Genomic DNA, 17,522 nt, shown 5'->3' on the forward strand with positions numbered 1-17,522 from the left:
CTCCGATCGCGCGGACAGTCCCCTATTCGTACATCTGCTCCGGTGTTGCCGCATTTCTGGGGAAATCAGGCGGACAGGGTGTCGAGGAAGGCCGCGAGCTTGTTCCTGGTCCGCTCGATCTGCTGTTCCACGGTCAGTGACTCCTCGAAGCGGCCGCCGGGGGCCGGGGTCTTCTTCCCGCGTACGTACAGCGAGCAGTCGAGGTCGGTGCAGAGGTAGATGCCCACCGAATTCCCGTCCCGGCCCGCCTGCCCCCGCTTGCGGGCGGTCATCAGTGAGACGCCGCTGCCCGGATGCGTGGTCAGGCAGACGGAACACATGCTGCGGTGAAGGAAGCCGCGCTTCTGGGACGGGAAGCGGAGCGTGATGCCGACGAGCTCACCGCGCAGCTCCGTGACGACGTAGCTCCGGTCGGGCGCGGACAGGTCGCGCCAGCCCAGGAAGTCCAGATCGTCCCAGCGGCGCTCGTCGAGGTCCCGCGGGAGTGGCAGACGCTTCGCCTCCCCCTTGGAACAGTTGACGAACGACGCCCGGATGTCCTGCTCACTGACTGCTCTCATGGCGTCGACGCTAACGCTGCCTATGACCCCTAGGCAAATAATTATCCGACCTAGGTCCGTGCCCGGGTTGCGCTGCGCTGCGGGCCCTCCGGGAGGCCGACCTGATCCGTACCCCGAAATGAGACAGCACCACCGAAGGGCGGCCTTTCCACTTCGCCTCCCCGGGCGCCCCTGATGACGACGCCCCGCGCTGGAGGGCGATCCGACGGTCGGCGGACTCCTGATCGCTAGTACGTGGGCCGGCGCGAGCCGTAGGCAGGCCCGAACACCACGAGCAGCACCAGGTCCTCGGCCACTTCTGTGAACCGATGCTCTTCACCGGCGGGCACGAAGATCACCGCCCCGGGACCCACCTCAGCCGTTTGGCCCGGCGTCTCGATCGTGGCGCGTCCGGCTGTGACGACGTAGATCTCGTCCTCGGTGTGCGGGCTCTGGGCGTCACGCCCACCGACCGGGATGCAGTACGTCCCCACCGACAGGTCCGAAGTCCGTAGCTGCTCGATCCAGTCATTGCCCGCTTCGCCGGGGTGCGTCCACACGCCTGCGCCCTCGATGATCTCCATGGCGGGACCCTAACGCCGGGCCCGGGGAGCGCAACACCCATGAAAATGACGCGAGTTCACAGGGCGACGGAGAAGGGGAGAGGCATCGGATAACAGCGACGGGTACTGGGGCCCCAGCGTCTCCTCTGCCACCGACCTCCTCGACCGGTACGAACGCCGGCTCGACCACACGCGCGCCGGATGTGACAGCCGGGCCCTGGGACTCACCTGCCCATCCGGAACCGCCGTCGCGTGGCTCCGAAGATCTGACTCCTCGTGTCCGATCCACGGAAGTAAGCCGGAACCCGGGAACGGAAGCGGGTCGCGCGACGGTCAGGCGACCAGGCGGAGCGAGGTGTCCGAGACGCCGAGGCGGATGGTCTGACCCCACGTCAACTCCAGTGCGTCGGACTCCATCCCGTCCCCGAACACCACCATCCGGTCCGACTCCACGGTGAGCCTGAGCGCCTCCCGGCGGCCCAGTTCGCCCGCGACCATCGAGGTGCCGGTGGCGGGTGACGGCCAGGCCTCGCGCACGAACCAGACCAGCCGCGGATCGGACGGGGCGGGCAGGCGCAGTGGGCTGCCGCGCTCCAGCCAGAGGGAGCGCAACCAGCCGGTGGAGCCCGTCCCCGTGCCGACCAGGACGCCCGAGGACGCCTGGGACTCGCCGGCCGACGGGGCGCCGTCCGGGGCGATGCGGTAGCGGGCGGTCTGGTGGCCCGGTGCTCCGAGGTAGATCTCGTTGAGCGCGAGCAGCCGCTGTGTGTCGTCGGCGACCGCCTCGGTCATCGTCAGGGCGTCCACCGTCCCGCCGGGTGCGACGGCGGCCCGGCACAGCGCCGCCGTGTCGCGGGCCCGGTGGCGGACGAGGACTCCCGGGTTGCGCCCGGGGTCGGTGTCGATGCCCACGACAGGCTGGCCGGACAGGTACTTCGCCGCGTTGGCGACCAGACCGTCCTGTCCCACGACGACGACCACGTCCTCGGGCCCGAACAGGAAGCGGTCGAGGTCCGCCCGCTCCACCCGGGTCCTGCGCCACCGCAGCGGCACGGCGGCCGCCACCTCGGTGAGCGCCTGTGCGTTACGCCGGTGGCGCGCGGCCACCTCCTCGATCGACCGGCCACGCGCGGAGAGCACGAACGCGGCCTGCCCGTGCGTACCGTGCCGCGCCAGGAGCTCCTCGTACTCGGTCGTGCGGTGCACCAGCACCGCACGCGGTGCCAGGCTCACGGCCGCGCCTCCGGCTCCGTCCTGCCGAGCCTGGCGAGCAGGCCCGTGAGGACGTCGGGGGAGAGGGTGAGGCTGTCGATGCGCGGCAGGTTCTCGGCCAGCCGGGTCGCCGCCAGGGCGTGCAGCGTCCCGGGGTCCACCTCGGCGTGCGCCCGCAGCCAGGCTGCCTGTGCCTCGGCGCGGGCCGCCCCGACCTCGCGTGCCGCCTCCGCCTCCGCGCGGGCCAGCCGCACGGTGCGGTCGGCCTCGGCCGCCGTGCGCACTCCGTCGGCCGCCGACTTCTCCTCGGCCTCCCGGCGGGCGTTGGTCCCGCGCTGGTCGACCAGCTGCTCCTCGCGCCGCGCGAGTTCGATCTTGCTGGCCAGCTCGTTCTCGGCGATCGTGCGTTCGCGCTCGACCGCGACGGCCCGGCGCTCGTACACCGACCGGTCCGCCTCCTGCTGGATCTGCTCCCTGGCAGGGGTGCGCAGAGCGCGCTCGACCTCCGCCTCGGGGCGGATGGCGACGACGCGCACGGCGACGACGTCGATCCCGGTGGCGGGCAGGCGGGGCTCGGCCGCCAGTCCTGTGGCGACCCGTTCCCGCACGGATGCGACCCCGTCCACCAGGGCGGTGGCGAGCGGGGTGCGGGCCAGGACGTCCAAGGTGTGCTGCTGCGCCGTCTCGGTGAGCAGGGTGGCGATCTGCTCCAGCGGCGCACCGCGCCACACCCCGGTGTCGGGGTCGACCGAGAAGTCGAGACGGGCGGCCGCCTGCGCCGGGTCGCTGATCCGGTAGGTGACCGTGGCCTGCACGGTCACGTCCTGGAAGTCGGCGGTGCGGGCGTGGAACGCCATCGCCAGCTCGCGGTCGTCCACCGGGATCTCGGAGAGCGCCGCGGAGAGCGAGCGGTACCAGAAGCTCAGCCCGGGGCCGTCGTGGATGAGCCTGCCGCGCTTGTGGTGGCGGATGTGGGCGGTGGGCGCGGAGCGCAGGTGCCGCCGGCCGAAGCGCCGGGTGATGTCTGCCATGTCGGGACCCCCTCTTTCTCGTCATGGCGACGATAACGAAGACCCGGGATATCGTCAAGAGGACGAGAAGGGGAGGGGGAGGGGGGGGTCCGGGTGGACATGCGGCAGGCCGGTGGTCTCCTCGGAAACCACCGGCCTGCCGGGTGCGCGCCGTCCCCGTCCCCACGGTGCGGCGCGGGTGGGCCCTCGTCATCCGCTCGGACGACGGCCCACGTTCATCAGGTCCCGCTTCCCGGAGGAGCGGGCGGGGAGGGGGTGAGGCCGAGCGCGGGGAGGACGGCGCACTCGATGAAGCCGGTGAGGAAGGCGTCGTTCGTGTACCGCCCCTCCAGGAGCGGCCGGGCGCGCATGATGCCCAGTACCTGCGCGGCCACGTAGTCCGCCGCAGGGTTGTCGGCCGTGATCTCGCCGCGCCGGACGGCGCGCTCGACCATCGCGTCGATCGCGGCGATGGCCGGTGTGATCAGGGTGGAGCGCATCGCGCAGAGCAGGTCGGGATTCTGCAGCGCGGCGTGGCTGAGCGCGTGCATCAGGGCGGTGTCCTGCCCGGAGGCGGCGTCCACCACCTGCGCGGTCGCGTGCAGGTCGCCGCTCAGACTGCCGGTGTCGATGTCCGAGAACAGGGTCCTGCGGGTGCTGTGCAGCGCGGCGACGACCAGCTCCGGCTTGGAGCCCCACTGGCGGTAGAGCGTGGACTTCCCGCACCGGGTGCGGGCGGCGACGCCCTCCATGGTCAGCGAGTCGTAGCCGCTCTCGCGGACCAGGTCCAGCACGGCGTTGTAGAGCTCCTGCGCACGTTCCGGTGTGATCTTCGACCGGCGTGGCGCGGATGCGGACTCCTGTGCGGAACCGGGCGACGACATCTGCTTCCCTCTCTGCGACTCTGCGGCTGGGGACCCTCGATACGCCAGTGTACCGATACGCGAGTGTACCGATACGCCGCCGTATCGGTACACTGGCGTATCGATACGGCGTGGAGTGGCCACGCCGTACGTCGCGACAGCGCACCGTCAGCAAAGGGGCACGGGTGATGCACACCCGCAGTGAGCCTGCGGAGCGGGAGCCGGACATCTCAGCCCGACCGCCCCTCGTCCGCGAACTGCTTCTGGTAGCCGGACTCTTCCTCGTCTACAAACTGGGCCGACAGGCCGCGAACGGCCACGTCGAGGAGGCCTTCCGCAACGCCGGGCACGTCTGGAGCTTCGAGCGGGCCGTCGGCCTCCCCGGCGAGGGAGCCGTGCAGGGCCTCCTGCTGCACAGCCACCCCCTCGTCGAGACGGCGAACACCTACTACGCGGCCGTGCACTTCCCCATGACGCTCGGCTTCATGGTCTGGCTGTACCTGCGCCGCCCGCTCCACTACGTGTGGGCGCGCCGGATCCTGACCGCGCTCACGGGCGCGGCGCTCGCACTGCACCTGCTCTTCCCCCTGGCGCCCCCGCGGATGCTGCACGCGGCGGGGCTCGTGGACACCGCACAGGTCTACGGTCCCTCGGTGTACGGGGACACCCCCGCGACCGACCCGATGGCCAACCAGTTCGCCGCCATGCCGTCCCTGCACTTCGGCTGGGCGCTCGTGGTGGCCGTCGGTCTGATCGTCGCCACCCGCTCCCGGTGGCGCCTGCTCTGGCTGCTGCACCCGGCGCTCACCCTGCTCGTCATCGTGGGCACCGCCAACCACTACTGGCTCGACGCGATCGTGGTCTCCGCGCTGCTCGCCGTCGCCTTCGCCGCGCTCAGGCTGCCGCGCACACCGCTCCGCAGGCACCTGGCCTGGCCGGCCACCCTCCCTGCCCAGACCTACGCGTCCCCCGCGTACGCACCATCCGGAGCGCGGCGATGAACGCCACCCTCATAGCCGTCGCCCTCTCCCTCGTCTCCGCCGGCGCCTACGCGGCCGCCGCCGTGGCGCAGGCCCGTCTCGCCGGCCGGACGGAGCCCTCCGCCGGAGCGTTCCGGATGATGGCCCGCGGAGCCTGGTGGTCCGCGGTCGGCCTGAACGCGGGCGGGGCCCTGCTGCACGTCGCCGCGCTGAAGTACGGTCCGCTCACCCTGGTCCAGCCGCTGGGCGCGCTCACCCTCGTGGCCGCCGTCCCGCTGGGGGCCCGCGCCGCGGGCCGCCGGGTCAGCCGTACGGAGTGGCGCGGCACGCTCCTCACCCTCCTGGGCCTCGCCGCCCTGCTCCTGGCCGCGGGCGGTGCCGCGCCGCACGACACGCTGAGCCTCCCCGAGGCCCTGGGCGTCGGTGGCGTGACCATGGCGCTCGTCGCCGGGCTCAGCCGTCCGGGCACCCGTCCGGGACTCCGGCACGCCGCGGCCTCGGGCATCACCTCCGGGGTGGCGTCCGCCCTCACCCAGACCCTGACCGTGGCGGCGACCGACCACTCCGGGCCGTTGCTCAGCTGGCGGCTCGTGACCGTGGCGCTGCTGGTCTCCTTCTTCGCCCTGGGCGGGCTGATGCTCTCCCAGACCGCCTACCGGGGCGGTCTCGGCGCCCCGCTCGCCGTCGTCACCCTCGCCAACCCGGTCGCCGCCGCCGTGATCGGACTGGTCCTGCTGGGCGAGCGCCTCCAGGGAGGGCTGCTCGGCCTGGTCCCCGCGCTCATCGGTGCCGCCGCCGCCGTGGAGGGCGTGATCCTGCTCAGCCGGACGCAGGTGGCCGGTCCGGCCGAGGCGACCCCCGCCCCGGCACCACCGGGACAGCCGTCACGCGTCGTCATCTCCGGCCCCGGCCCCTCGGCGCCGCGCGCCGCCGAGCCGCTCGTCCTGCGGGCGGAGCCGGCCGGGGCCCCGGCCGGCTCCCGCTAGACGCCGCCCGGGGCCGCGCGGCCCCGGTCAGGTCAGCGCGCGCTGGTAGCGGTAGGTCAGGGTGCCGTCGGTGAGATCGAAGTAGGCCGTGGGCGGGAACAGGCCCGTGCCGGCCGCGCAGGCGTACTTCCTGACGAATCCGGTGCGCGCGGGCCACTCGGGGTAGGTCTCCCCCTGCGTCACGCACGAGTCCTTCGGGACGACCGCCCACAACTGGGCCTCGGTCATGCCCAGCGCCGTCCTGTTGTAGTGCGACAGCCTCATGGACGGGGTCTTCGGCTTGTACAGGAACTCGTTGCGCTTGCTGTACAGCTCGCCGTCGTCGGTGAAGGAGAAACCGCCGTAGGGAGCGTAGTCGCTCGACTCGGTGAAACACAGGATGGAGTCGCCGACGACCCCACCGGTGTCGCAGGCCGCCTCGCCGCCTCCGATCTCCCAGACCTCGTCGAAGGTCATCCCGAACTGGATCTGCTCGTACTTCGCGACGGAGAAGCCGGAGTTCGCCTGTGCGGCCGACGCCGTCGCGACGACGGCCGCCGCGGCCGCCACGAGGGCGACCCCCGTACGTGCAATCCGTGCCTTCACCACATGTGTCCTTTCGTCGTCGCCCCGGGTGCGCGCGCCGCCGTCACGAACCCGGTGGGGCGGTCCGTGCGGTGCGGGGAGTCCCGCGAGCGCGGGCGGGACCACGGGGCCGGAGCGGCGTCTCCCGCCGCTGGGCGCGACGCTATGGTCCGCCGCTCTCCGTCCCGTCTCCCGGCAGGGGGCCACGGCTGGAGGGCGCCGGACGCCGGTGCGGGAGGGGAGGCGGGGGGCTTCTACGAGCGCGGACCGTCCAGGTCCTCGATCGCGCTGCTCAGCCAGCCCGTCCAGAACGTCTCCAGGTCGATGCCCCCGCGCAGCACCAGATGACGCAGCCGGTCCTCCTCCGTGGTCCGCTCCGGCGGGAAGTCCCGCTCCTCGATCTCCAGGTACTCCGCCAGCTGCTCCCCGTGCAGCACGAGGTGCCTGCGCAGCTCGCCGGCGAGGCCGGGGGCGCCCACGACCGCCGCCGCCCGCATCCTCAGGAGGAGCGGATCGCGGACCGGCCGCGGGTCCTCGGAGAGGGACACCCACGCCGTCAGCTCCGCCCGGCCCTCGGGCAGTACCTCGTACTCCTTCTTCTGCCCGCGGGCGGGCCGCGCCGTGGGCAGGACCCGGATGTGGCCGGCGTGCTCCAGCTTTCCCAGCTCCCGGTAGATCTGCTGATGCGTGGACGGCCAGAAGTAGCCGATCGACCGGTCGAACCTGCGCGTCAGTTCGAGACCCGACGACGGCTTCTCGAGCAGGGCGGTGAGGATCGCGTGGGGGAGTGACATGGAGTGCATCCTAAGGACGGCGCGACCGGGTGCTCACAGCTCCGCTGCGAGCTCCGTGCCCTGGCGGATGGCCCGCTTGGCGTCCAGCTCCGCGGCCACGTCGGCGCCGCCGATCAGGTGCGCGGGGCGGCCCGCGGCGGTCAGTTCCTCGTACAGCTCGCGGCGCGGTTCCTGGCCCGCGCACAGCACCACGGTGTCGACCGGCAGCAGGTGCTGCTCGCCGTCGACGGTCAGGTGCAAGCCCTCGTCGTCGATCAGGTCGTACGAGGCGCCCGCGATCATGTTCACCCCGCGGTGGCGCAGTTCGGTGCGGTGGATCCAGCCGGTCGTCTTCCCCAGTCCCGCACCGACCTTGGTCGTCTTGCGCTGGACGAGGTGCACCGTGCGCGGCGCCTTCGGACGCTCCGGCGCCCGCAGCCCGCCCCGGTCCGCGTACTCCGTGTCCACGCCCCACTGCCGGAAGAAGACCTCGGGGTCCAGGCTCGCGGCGTCCCCGCCGTCCGTCAGGAACTCGGCGACGTCGAAGCCGATGCCGCCGGCCCCGACGACCGCCACCCGCTCCCCGACCGGGGCGCCGTCGCGCAGGACGTCCAGGTAGCTCACCACGCTGGGGTGCCCGACACCGGGGATCGGCGGGGTGCGCGGTTCGACCCCGGTGGCCAGGACGACCTCGTCGTAGCCGTCGAGCGCGGCGGCCGTGGCGCGGGTGGAGAGCCGGAGCTCGACGCCCTCCTCGGCGAGACGGGTGCGGAAGTAGCGCAGGGTCTCGTCGAACTCCTCCTTGCCCGGGACCCGCCGTGCCACGTTCAGCTGGCCGCCGATCTCGTCGGCCGCGTCGAACAAGGTCACGGCGTGGCCGCGCTCGGAGGCCGTGACCGCGCAGGCCAGGCCGGCGGGCCCGGCGCCGACCACGGCGACGCGCTTGCGGGTGCGGGTCGGGGACAGCACCAGTTCGGTCTCGTGGCAGGCGCGCGGATTCACCAGGCAGGAGGTGATCTGCAGGCTGAAGATGTGGTCCAGGCAGGCCTGGTTGCACCCGATGCAGGTGTTGATCGCGTCGGCCCGGCCCTCGGCGGCCTTGGCGACGAAGTCGGGGTCGGCGAGGAACGGCCGCGCCATCGACACCATGTCCGCGCGGCCCGAGGCGAGGACCTCCTCGGCCAGCTCGGGCGTGTTGATGCGGTTGCTGGTCACCAGCGGCACGGAGACCGCGCCCCGCACCTTCTCCGTGACCCAGGTGAAGGCACCCCGCGGGACGGAGGTCGCGATGGTCGGGATGCGGGCCTCGTGCCAGCCGATGCCGGTGTTGATGATGGTCGCGCCGGCCGCCTCGATCGCGCGGGCGAGGTGGACGACCTCCTCAAGCGTGGAACCGCCGGGGACCAGGTCCAGCATCGACAGCCGGTAGATCAGGATGAAGTCGGGGCCGACCCGCTCGCGGACCCGGCGCACGATCTCCACGGGGAAGCGGATGCGGTTCTCGTACGAGCCGCCCCAGCGGTCCTCACGGTGATTCGTCGCCGCGACGATGAACTCGTTGATCAGATAGCCCTCCGAGCCCATGATCTCGACACCGTCGTATCCCGCGCGCCGCGCGAGCTCCGCGGCCCGGACGAAGTCCTCGATGGTCTCCTCGACCTCGTCGTCCGTCAGCGCGTGCGGGGTGAACCCGCTGATCGGGGCCTTGAGCGCGCTCGGCGCCACCAGGTCCGGGTGGTGGGCGTACCGGCCGAAGTGCAGGATCTGCATCGCGATCCGGCCGCCCGCCGCGTGCACGGCCGAGGTGACCTCGGCGTGCTGGTCAGCCTCCGCCTCGGTGGTCATCTTCGCGCCGCCGGGGAAGGAGCACGCGCGCTCGCCGGGCGCGATCCCGCCGGTGACCATGAGGCCGACGCCGCCCCGTGCGCGGGCCGCGTAGAAGGCGGCCATCCGCTCGAAACCGCGCTCCACCTCTTCGAGGCCGATGTGCATCGACCCCATCAGCACCCGGTTCGGGAGCGTGGTGAAGCCGAGGTCGAGCGGGCTCAGCAGGGTGGGATACGGGCTCATCCGGGGTCTCCTCGCAGGTGTCGTCGAGCCAGTTGTAGACCACCCGCCCCTCATTGTGCAACAAGTTGCACAATGACGTACGTCGCAGTCACCGCACGGCGGGAACACGAATGGCCCACCCCCATCGGACCCCACTGGCCGGACCGGACGAGAGTGGATTGGTACGGCCCGACGCCGTTGCTCCTCCTCGCTGACAGGAGACACCTCATGACCTGCATCAACCGACGTGACCTCGGACTCCTCGCACTCAGGGTCGGTACGGGGGCCGTCCTGGCGGCCCACGGCAGCCAGAAACTGGGCGGGTGGTTCGGCGGCGGGGGCATCGAGGGGACCACCGCGGCGATGGAGGCCATGGGCTTCCGTCCGCCGAAGCACAGCGCCCTGGCGGCCGGGATCGGCGAGGCGGGCGGCGGCGTCCTGCTGGCCCTCGGCCTCGCCACCCCCGCGGCGGGTGCCGCGGCGGCGGGCACCATGGCGGGTGCCGTCGCCGTGCACGCTCCCGCGGGCATCTTCGCCATGGGCGGCGGCTACGAGTATCCGGCCTTCCTCGGCTTCACCGCCGCCGCGATCGGGCTCACGGGTGCCGGCCGCTACTCCCTGGACCACGCCACCTGCCACGTCCTCGACCGGCCGTGGGTCGTCGCCCTCGCCTTCGCGGGCAGCGCCCTCGCGGCGGCGGCCGTCGTCGGACGGCGGGCCAAGGAACAAGCGGCCGCGGGCGAGCCGGAGGGCGAGGGCCTGTAGTTCTTCCGCATTGATCGCCGTTTCAGGGGCACTCGGCAGTGCATGAATGCGAACGCACTGTCGACGAACGCACGCGGCCAGGCCAGAAGAGCCGCGCGCAGCCGCGCCATGGATGTCGGCGCCCGCGCCGGGTTCGTGGCGCGAGGAGTGATCTACCTGCTGGTCGGTGTGCTCGCCCTGCGCATCGCCTTCTCCGACGGAGGCGGCAAGCAGGCCGACCGCGGCGGCGCCATCGCGGAGATAGCCGAGAAGCCGTTCGGGAACATCCTGCTCTGGGCCCTCGGCCTGGCGCTGGCCGGCATGGCGCTCTGGCGGCTGTCCGAGGCACTCTTCGGCCAGGCGGGCCCTGACGGCGACAAGCCGCAGAAGCGGGCGATGGCAGCCGCGCGCTTCGTCTTCTACGGCTTCGTGTCCTACTCCGTGCTCTCCTACGCGGCCGGCGACCAGGGCAGCGGCAGCGGATCCAGCGACAAGCAGACCGACGACGTCACGGCGCGCGCCCTGGAGTGGACCGGCGGTCAGTGGATCGTCGGAGCGGCCGGCATCGTCGTGACCTGCGCCGGCCTCTGGATCGCCTTCCGGGCAGCCGCCCGCAAGTTCCACAAGCACCTGAAGATGGCCGAGATGACGAAGAAGGTCCGTCAGGCCGTCGACGTCACCGGCGTGTTCGGCGGCGTCGTGCGCGGTGCGGTCTTCGCCACGGCGGGCGGGTTCGCCGTCGCGGCGGCCGTCCAGCACGAACCGGGCCGTGCCAAGGGTATGGACGACACCCTGCGCTCCTTCACCGAGACGCCCGCGGGCCCCTGGCTGCTCGCCTTCATCGCGCTCGGCCTGGCCGCCTTCGGCCTCTTCTCCTGGGCCAACGCCCGCTACCGCAAGGTCTGAGCCGGGGGCGGCAGCCCGGGACCACCCGGAGTCCGCCGCCCCGACCCTGCTCGTCCGCCGGCGCCGACGGCCCTGCTCAGTCGAGCCCCCGGGCCTCCTTGAACCGGGACAGGCCCTCCGCCAGTCCCACCAGCGGCTCCGGGTAGTCGTAGCGGGCCCGCTCCTCCCCGGACAGCTTCCACGGCTCGTGCACGGCCGCCCCCGCGATCCCCGCGAGCTCCGGCACCCAGCGCCGTACGTACGCCCCGTCCGGGTCGTACCGCTTGGCCTGGGTCACCGGGTTGAGCACGCGGTTGGGGCGGCTGTCCGTGCCGGTCCCCGCCACCCACTGCCAGTTGAGCTGGTTGTTGGCCACGTCCCCGTCGACGAGCAGGTCGAGGAAGTGGCGCGCTCCGGCCCGCCAGTCCACGTACAGGGTCTTGGCGAGGAAGCTCCCGGCCAGCAGCCGCCCCCTGTTGTGCATCCAGCCCTCGTGGAGCAGCTGCCGCATCGCCGCGTCGACCACCGGATAGCCGGTACGGCCCTCCTTCCAGGCGGCCGTCTCCTCCTCGGCCTTCCGTCCCGTACGCCAGCGGTCCTGCCGCGAGCGGTAGTCGGTGCGGGCGGCCGCCGGGCGGGCGGCCAGGACCTGGTGGTGGAAGTCCCGCCAGCACACCTGCCGTACGAAGGCCTCCGCCCCCGGTCCGCCCGCGTCGCGGGCACGGTGGACGACCTCGGCGGGGGAGAGCGTGCCGAAGTGCAGGTGCGGCGAGAGCCGCGAGGTCGCGTCGCCCGCCAGGTCGTCGTGGAGGTCCTCGTACGACGCGAGTCCGTCCCGGTGCCACGCGGTGAAGAGCCGTCGCCCCTCGGCCTCCCCGCCCTCGGCCAGGCCGGGGGAGGTCCCCCGTACGCCGTCCCGCGCGGGCAGCCCGGCGGACGCGGGACCCTCCGGTACGCGCACGGTGCGCGGCGCGTGGAACGGACGGCGGAGCCCCTCCTCCGACCACCGGCGGAAGTACGGGGTGAAGACGGCGAAGTGGTCCCTGTCCGCGCCGGAGGGGACCACCGCGCCGGGCGCGACCGCGGTGATCACCGCGTCGTGCACGCTCAGCCGGCAGCCCGTGGACCCGAGGGCCTCGCGCAGCCGCTCCTCCCGGCGCTGCGCGAACGAGCTGACGCCCGCCGCCATGTGCAGGGTGGCGGCCCCGGTCTCCGCGACGATCCTGCCGGTCTCCTCCACCACGTCGCCCTCCCGGACGACCAGACGCCCGCCTCGCTCGCGGAGTCCCGCGTCCAGGTCACGGAGGCAGTCGGCCAGGAACGCGCGCCGGTTGGGGGCGCCGAACCCGGCGGCCTCGACGGCCTTGTCCAGCACGAAGAGGGGCACCACCTCGTCGGCCGCGGCGAGGGCGGCGTGCAGCGGTGGATGGTCGTGGATCCGCAGATCGGAGGTGAACAGGACGACGGCCACGGTCATTTCGTCACACCCGCCGTTCCTCGGGCCGCCGCCTGGGCGATGTTGCGCGCCATCCCGCCGAAGACCACCGCGTGGAAGGGGGAGACGCTCCACCAGTACGCGTGGCCGAGCAGTCCCGCCGGATGGAACACGGCCCGCTGCCGGTAGTGGGACCGGCCCCCCTCGCCCTCCTCCGCGTACATCTCCAGCCAGGCCAGGCCCGGCAGCCGCATCTCCGCGCGGAGCCTGAGCAGCCGGCCGGGTTCGATCTCCTCGACCCGCCAGAAGTCCAGGGAGTCGCCCACGCGCAGGCGTTGGGCGTCCCGCCTGCCCCGGCGCAGGCCCACACCGCCGATCAGCCGGTCCAGCCAGCCCCGGACCGCCCATGCGAGGGGGAACGAGTACCAGCCGTTGTCACCGCCGATCCCCTCCACGACTCTCCACAGGGCCTCGGGGGAGGCGTCCACGTCGAGCTCGCGCACATCGGTGTACAGGCTCCCGCCCGCCCAGTCGGGGTCGGTGGGGAGCGGATCGCTGGGGATGCCCGGGATCGACGCGGAGGACCACCGCGTCGTCACCTTCGCCTCGCGCACCCGCTGCAGGGCCAGCGAGAGAGCCGTGTCGAAGGAGAAGGGCTGCCCGGGTTCGTCCGGGACGTGGTCGGCGATGTCGTGTTCGTGGCACACGACCTCGTAGCGCAGGGACTCCGCGAGCGGCCGGGCGATCGACGCTGGCACGGGGGTGACCAGGCCGACCCAGTGACTGGACAGGCCCGGCGAGAGCATCGGTACCGGCAGGATCAGCCGGTGCCGGAGGTTGGCGACCGCCGCGTACTTCTGCATCATGTCGCGGTACGTCATGACGTCCGGCCCTCCGATGTCGAAGGTGCGGTTCACGTCGGCGGGCATGCGCGCACTGCCCACCAGGTAGCGCAGGACGTCCCGGACCGCGATCGGCTGGATCCGTGTCGACACCCAGCTGGGCGTGACCATGACCGGCAGCCGCTCGGTGAGGTAGCGCAGCATCTCGAAGGACGCCGAGCCCGATCCGATGATGACGGCGGCGCGCAGCACGGTCGTCGGCACGCCCGAGTCGAGCAGGAGGCGGCCGACCTCGGCGCGTGAACGCAGGTGCGGGGACAGCTCCTCCGCGGGGACGTCGTCAGGGGCCAGCCCGCCCAGGTAGACGATGCGTCCCACGCCGGCCGCCTTCGCCTGTTCTCCGAAGATCCGCGCGGCCTCACGGTCGGTCTTCTCGAATCCGGGCCCGGAGGCCAGCGCGTGGACGAGGTAGTAGGCGACGTCGACGTCGCGCATCGCCGCGCCCAGGGACTCCGCGTCGGTCACGTCCCCCTTGACCACGTCGGCCTCGCCCGCCCACGGGTAGTCCCGCAGCTTCTCCGGGGTCCGCGCCAGGCAGCGCACCCGGTGGCCGGCCTCCAGGAGCTCCGGCACGAGGCGACCCCCGATGTATCCGGTCGCGCCCGTCACCAGACACCGCAGTGCGCCGCTGTCGTCCTTGCTCTCCATGACCCCTCGCTCCGGCTCGTGTCTCCTTCGACCACCGTGTCCCCGGGAGGGCCGCTCCGCATGCCTGCGGGGTCCGGACACGCCGAAGCCCACCCCTCCGGGTGGCGGGGCGGGCAGGCGGGCAAGGGGATCAGCGAGGTCCGGGCTTCTCGGTGGCGGTGCCCCGGATGACGTGCGGGCCGCTCGCGCCGTCGGTCCCCGGCCCGGCCGGGGGAACGCCGTCGGACTTCAGGGCCCGCGCCTCGCTCTTCAGGATCCGGGCCGACTTGCCCAGGGAGCGGGCGAGTTCGGGGAGCTTCCTGGCACCGAGGATCAGGACGGCGAGGATGAGGAGGATCGCGATCTCGCTGATTCCGAACATGACGGTGTCTTCTCCCTGAGGGGTGTGCGGCGCACGCGCGACGGCCCGGTCATTCTCCCGGGGCTCCGGGGGGTGCGCCAAATCCGCTCCATCGGGTTTCTACGCATCTGTAGAAGTACAGAGGCGGGATGAGCTGCGGATGTGTTCCTCGCGGAGTCCGCCGGGAGGTCGGTGCGCCTCCATGTGCGCCCTACTATGGGGCGGTGGACAGTGCAGACGACCCTCGCGACGGATCCGGCGCGGCTGCGACGGGGGTCTCGGAACTCCAGGCGCTCGCCGTGGAGCTGCGCCGGATGAACGGCGAGATCAACCGGCTGGTCCACTCCTTCGCGCACGCGCAGGGACTGCACGCGACGGATGTGCAGGCCCTCGGCGCGATCCTCGACGCCGATGTGCCGCTGACTCCGGGGCGACTGCGTGAACACCTGGGGCTGACGTCCGGCGCGGTCACCGCGTGCCTGGACCGGCTCGAGCGGGCCGGGCACGTCAGGCGTGCACGGGAGAGCTCCGACCGGCGTGTCGTGCACCTCTACTACGAGTCCGGGGCCAAGGCGGCCGCGCGCTCGTTCTTCATGCCCCTCGCGGAGGCGGCGGCCGGTGCGCGCTCCGCGTCCGAGCCCCAGGAGCTGGAGTCCGCGCTCCGATTTCTCGGACGTATGAACGGTGAGCTCGCCCGTATGCAGGTTCCCCGGCGCTGAAGCCCCGTCCCTGTGCGGAGGGGCTCCGTGGGCCATGTAATCTCAATCATTGAGATACATCATGATTGAGAGATCGCGGCCGACCCAGGAGTGCCATGTCCACCGCATCGAAGCCGGTCCGCCGGCTGTTCCTTGTACCCGTCTTCCTCGTCCTCGCGTGGCTGGTCGTCGGCGGGGCCTTCGGTTCGTACGCCGGGAAACTGGGGGAGGTCGCCACCAACGACCAAGCCGCGTTCCTGCCGCAGAGCGCCGAGTCCACCCGGGTCGTCGAGGCCCAGAAGGCGTTCAGCCGGCAGGAGACCGTACCCGCCATCGTGGTCTGGACGTCGGACGGGGACGCCGACAAGCTCGGCCCGGAGCAGCGGAAGGCGGCGACGGCCGCCCTCGCCTCGCTCGAGGGCGGTCCGGGTGTGACGGGCAAGGTGAGCCCCGCGCTGCCCTCCGAGGACGGAAAGGCGCTGGAAGGCGTCGTCCAGCTGCGGCCTGACCTGGGGGACGAGCTACCCGACTCCCTGGCGCACATCCGGAGCGCCGCGGAGGGCGTCCCGGGCACGACGGTCGGGCTCGCGGGCCCCGCCGCCTCGCAGGCCGACCTGTCGGACGCCTTCGCCGGCATCGACGGACTGCTGCTCGGCGTCGCCCTGGTGACCGTGCTCGTCATCCTGCTCCTGGTCTACCGCAGCGTCCTGCTGCCGCTGATCATCATCGTCGGCGCGGTCTTCGCGCTCGGTGTCTCCTGCGCGATCGTCTACGTACTGGCCGACCACGACATCGTCCGGGTCGACGGCCAGGTCCAGGGCATCCTGTCCATCCTCGTCATCGGAGCGGCCACCGACTACGCGCTGCTGCTCACCGCCCGGTTCCGCGAGGAGCTCTCGCGGCAGCCCGACCGGTGGACCGCGATGCGCGCCGCACTCCGTGAGTCCGCCGGGCCGATCGCGGCCAGCGCCGCCACCGTGGCCCTGGGGCTGCTCGCCCTCCTGCTCAGCGACCTCACCAACAACCGCGCGCTCGGACCCGTGGGCGCCATCGGCATCGTCTGCTCCGTCCTGAGCGCCCTCACCTTCCTCCCGGCCGTCCTGGTCCTGCTCGGCCGGGCGGCGTACTGGCCCTCCGGCCCGAAGAAGGGGAAGGCCGAGCCGGACTCCGGCTCGACGGGGATCTGGTCGCGGATCGCCGGGCTGGTCGACCGCGCCCCGCGCAAGGTGTGGGCCGTCACGCTGGTCGGTCTTCTGGCCTGCGCGGCCTTCATGCCGACGCTGAACTCCAAGGGAGTGCCCCTGGAGGAGATCTTCGTCAACGACGCGCCGTCGGTCGCCGCCCAGGAGACCCTGAGCCGGCACTTCCCCGGCGGATCGGGCAACCCCGCCGTCGTGATCGCCGGCGCGAACCGGTCCCAGCAGGTCGTCGCCGCCGCCGAGGACGTCCAGGGCGTCGCGAGCGTCTCCGTGATGACGGCCTCCGGACGCCCCGGCGCCGGGGAGCCGCTCGTCGTGGACGGCCGGGTGCGCATCGACGCCACACTGGCGGACGCGGCCGACAGCGACGCCGCCAAGGCGACGGTCACGCGGCTCCGCGAAGCGGTCCACGCGGTACCGGGCGCCGAGGCGCTCGTCGGCGGCTACACCGCGCAGCAGTACGACACCCAGAAGACCGCCGAACACGACCGCAACATCATCGTGCCGGTGGTGCTGGTCATCATCCTCGTCATCCTGATCGGACTGCTCCGCTCCCTGCTGATGCCGCTGCTCCTCGTCGCGACCGTGGCGCTCAACTTCCTCGCCACGCTCGGTATCTCGTCGCTGGTCTTCGAGCACGTCTTCGGCTTCAGCGGCACGGACTCCTCCGTACCGCTCTACGGATTCGTCTTCCTGGTCGCCCTCGGCGTCGACTACAACATCTTCCTGATGTCGCGCGTCCGTGAGGAGTCCCTGATCCACGGCACCCGGCAGGGCGTGCTGCGCGGCCTCACCACCACGGGTGGCGTCATCACCTCGGCGGGCGTCGTCCTGGCGGCCACCTTCGCGGCCCTGGGGGTCATCCCGCTCGCCTTCCTGGTCCAGATCGCGTTCATCGTCGCGTTCGGCGTGCTGCTGGACACCCTCGTCGTGCGGTCGCTCCTGGTGCCCGCCCTGGTCAGGGACATCGGGCGCACCGCCTGGTGGCCGGGCACGCTCAGCCGGAAGCCTGAGGAGGCTCCGGAGGCGCGGGAATCCCTGTCGTAGGGAACGGCTGACGGAGGCCCGGGGTGACGTGCTGTCGCCCCGGGCCTCCGCGCGTCGGCGGGCGCCCACCGAATGTCCCGTCGGG

General features: G+C 72.4%; 17 protein-coding genes. 6 read left to right on the top strand and 11 right to left on the bottom strand.

The genetic code is table 11. From position 1 onward, the window contains the following. Positions 1-65 precede the first annotated feature (65 nt). From OG488_RS33895 to OG488_RS33915, 5 genes are all read right to left on the bottom strand, one after another. Positions 66-560 carry an FBP domain-containing protein gene (locus tag OG488_RS33895; RefSeq protein ID WP_329236209.1) on the bottom strand — a complete coding sequence of 165 codons (495 nt, stop codon included), beginning with the start codon at positions 558-560 and terminating at the stop codon, positions 66-68. 227 nt (positions 561-787) lie between these two features. Then, positions 788-1,123 carry a cupin domain-containing protein gene (locus tag OG488_RS33900; RefSeq protein WP_329236211.1) on the bottom strand — a complete coding sequence of 112 codons (336 nt, stop codon included), beginning with the start codon at positions 1,121-1,123 and terminating at the stop codon, positions 788-790. Positions 1,124-1,435: 312 nt separating this feature from the next. Further along, on the bottom strand, positions 1,436-2,335 hold the full coding sequence (locus OG488_RS33905; protein WP_329236213.1) for a hypothetical protein: 900 nt from the start codon (positions 2,333-2,335) through the stop codon (positions 1,436-1,438). Then, entirely contained in the window at positions 2,332-3,345 is a 1,014-nt protein-coding gene (locus tag OG488_RS33910) for an SPFH domain-containing protein (RefSeq protein WP_329236215.1), read from the bottom strand. The genes OG488_RS33905 and OG488_RS33910 overlap by 4 nt, the downstream gene beginning before the upstream one ends. A 218-nt stretch (positions 3,346-3,563) precedes the next feature. Further along, positions 3,564-4,208, bottom strand: coding sequence for a TetR/AcrR family transcriptional regulator (locus OG488_RS33915; RefSeq protein ID WP_329236217.1), 645 nt, complete (start codon positions 4,206-4,208; stop codon positions 3,564-3,566). A gap of 167 nt (positions 4,209-4,375) precedes the next feature. On the opposite strand from OG488_RS33915, the gene OG488_RS33920 reads away from it, so the two are divergent. Together OG488_RS33920 and OG488_RS33925 are read left to right on the top strand one after the other, a co-directional pair. After that, a complete protein-coding gene (locus tag OG488_RS33920; protein ID WP_443074253.1) occupies positions 4,376-5,188 on the top strand; it encodes a phosphatase PAP2 family protein in 813 nt (270 codons plus the stop codon). Then, positions 5,185-6,153 (top strand): hypothetical protein, encoded by a 969-nt coding sequence (locus OG488_RS33925; protein ID WP_329236221.1) that lies wholly within the window; start codon positions 5,185-5,187, stop codon positions 6,151-6,153. The genes OG488_RS33920 and OG488_RS33925 overlap by 4 nt, the downstream gene beginning before the upstream one ends. Before the next feature lie 27 nt (positions 6,154-6,180). Here OG488_RS33925 and OG488_RS33930 read toward each other — a convergent pair whose 3' ends face one another. The 3 genes from OG488_RS33930 to OG488_RS33940 form a co-directional block, all read right to left on the bottom strand. Beyond that, entirely contained in the window at positions 6,181-6,738 is a 558-nt protein-coding gene (locus tag OG488_RS33930) for a BLIP family protein (protein ID WP_329236222.1), read from the bottom strand. Positions 6,739-6,971: 233 nt separating this feature from the next. Further along, positions 6,972-7,511 carry a PadR family transcriptional regulator gene (locus tag OG488_RS33935; protein WP_329236224.1) on the bottom strand — a complete coding sequence of 180 codons (540 nt, stop codon included), beginning with the start codon at positions 7,509-7,511 and terminating at the stop codon, positions 6,972-6,974. Positions 7,512-7,544: 33 nt separating this feature from the next. After that, positions 7,545-9,560 carry an NADPH-dependent 2,4-dienoyl-CoA reductase gene (locus tag OG488_RS33940; protein ID WP_329236226.1) on the bottom strand — a complete coding sequence of 672 codons (2,016 nt, stop codon included), beginning with the start codon at positions 9,558-9,560 and terminating at the stop codon, positions 7,545-7,547. A 207-nt stretch (positions 9,561-9,767) separates the two neighbouring features. Between OG488_RS33940 and OG488_RS33945 the strand changes: the two genes are divergently transcribed. Together OG488_RS33945 and OG488_RS33950 are read left to right on the top strand one after the other, a co-directional pair. Further along, positions 9,768-10,304, top strand: a complete 537-nt coding sequence (locus OG488_RS33945; protein ID WP_329236228.1) for a DoxX family protein — start codon at positions 9,768-9,770, stop codon at positions 10,302-10,304. A gap of 42 nt (positions 10,305-10,346) precedes the next feature. After that, a complete protein-coding gene (locus tag OG488_RS33950) occupies positions 10,347-11,189 on the top strand; it encodes a DUF1206 domain-containing protein (protein ID WP_329236230.1) in 843 nt (280 codons plus the stop codon). Positions 11,190-11,265: 76 nt separating this feature from the next. On the opposite strand, the gene OG488_RS33955 is transcribed toward OG488_RS33950, so the two are convergent. From OG488_RS33955 to OG488_RS33965, 3 genes are all read right to left on the bottom strand, one after another. Beyond that, positions 11,266-12,645 carry a cryptochrome/photolyase family protein gene (locus OG488_RS33955; RefSeq protein WP_329236232.1) on the bottom strand — a complete coding sequence of 460 codons (1,380 nt, stop codon included), beginning with the start codon at positions 12,643-12,645 and terminating at the stop codon, positions 11,266-11,268. Continuing rightward, entirely contained in the window at positions 12,642-14,153 is a 1,512-nt protein-coding gene (locus tag OG488_RS33960) for an SDR family oxidoreductase (RefSeq protein WP_329236234.1), read from the bottom strand. The genes OG488_RS33955 and OG488_RS33960 overlap by 4 nt, the downstream gene beginning before the upstream one ends. 130 nt (positions 14,154-14,283) lie before the next feature. Then, positions 14,284-14,514, bottom strand: a complete 231-nt coding sequence (locus tag OG488_RS33965) for a twin-arginine translocase TatA/TatE family subunit (protein WP_329236236.1) — start codon at positions 14,512-14,514, stop codon at positions 14,284-14,286. A gap of 203 nt (positions 14,515-14,717) precedes the next feature. On the opposite strand from OG488_RS33965, the gene OG488_RS33970 reads away from it, so the two are divergent. Together OG488_RS33970 and OG488_RS33975 are read left to right on the top strand one after the other, a co-directional pair. Next, a complete protein-coding gene (locus tag OG488_RS33970; RefSeq protein WP_329236238.1) occupies positions 14,718-15,212 on the top strand; it encodes a MarR family winged helix-turn-helix transcriptional regulator in 495 nt (164 codons plus the stop codon). Positions 15,213-15,307: 95 nt separating this feature from the next. Beyond that, a complete protein-coding gene (locus tag OG488_RS33975) occupies positions 15,308-17,437 on the top strand; it encodes an MMPL family transporter (RefSeq protein WP_329236241.1) in 2,130 nt (709 codons plus the stop codon). Positions 17,438-17,522 lie beyond the last annotated feature (85 nt).

This window comes from Streptomyces sp. NBC_01460 (assembly GCF_036227405.1).
Lineage (GTDB): Bacteria > Actinomycetota > Actinomycetes > Streptomycetales > Streptomycetaceae > Streptomyces.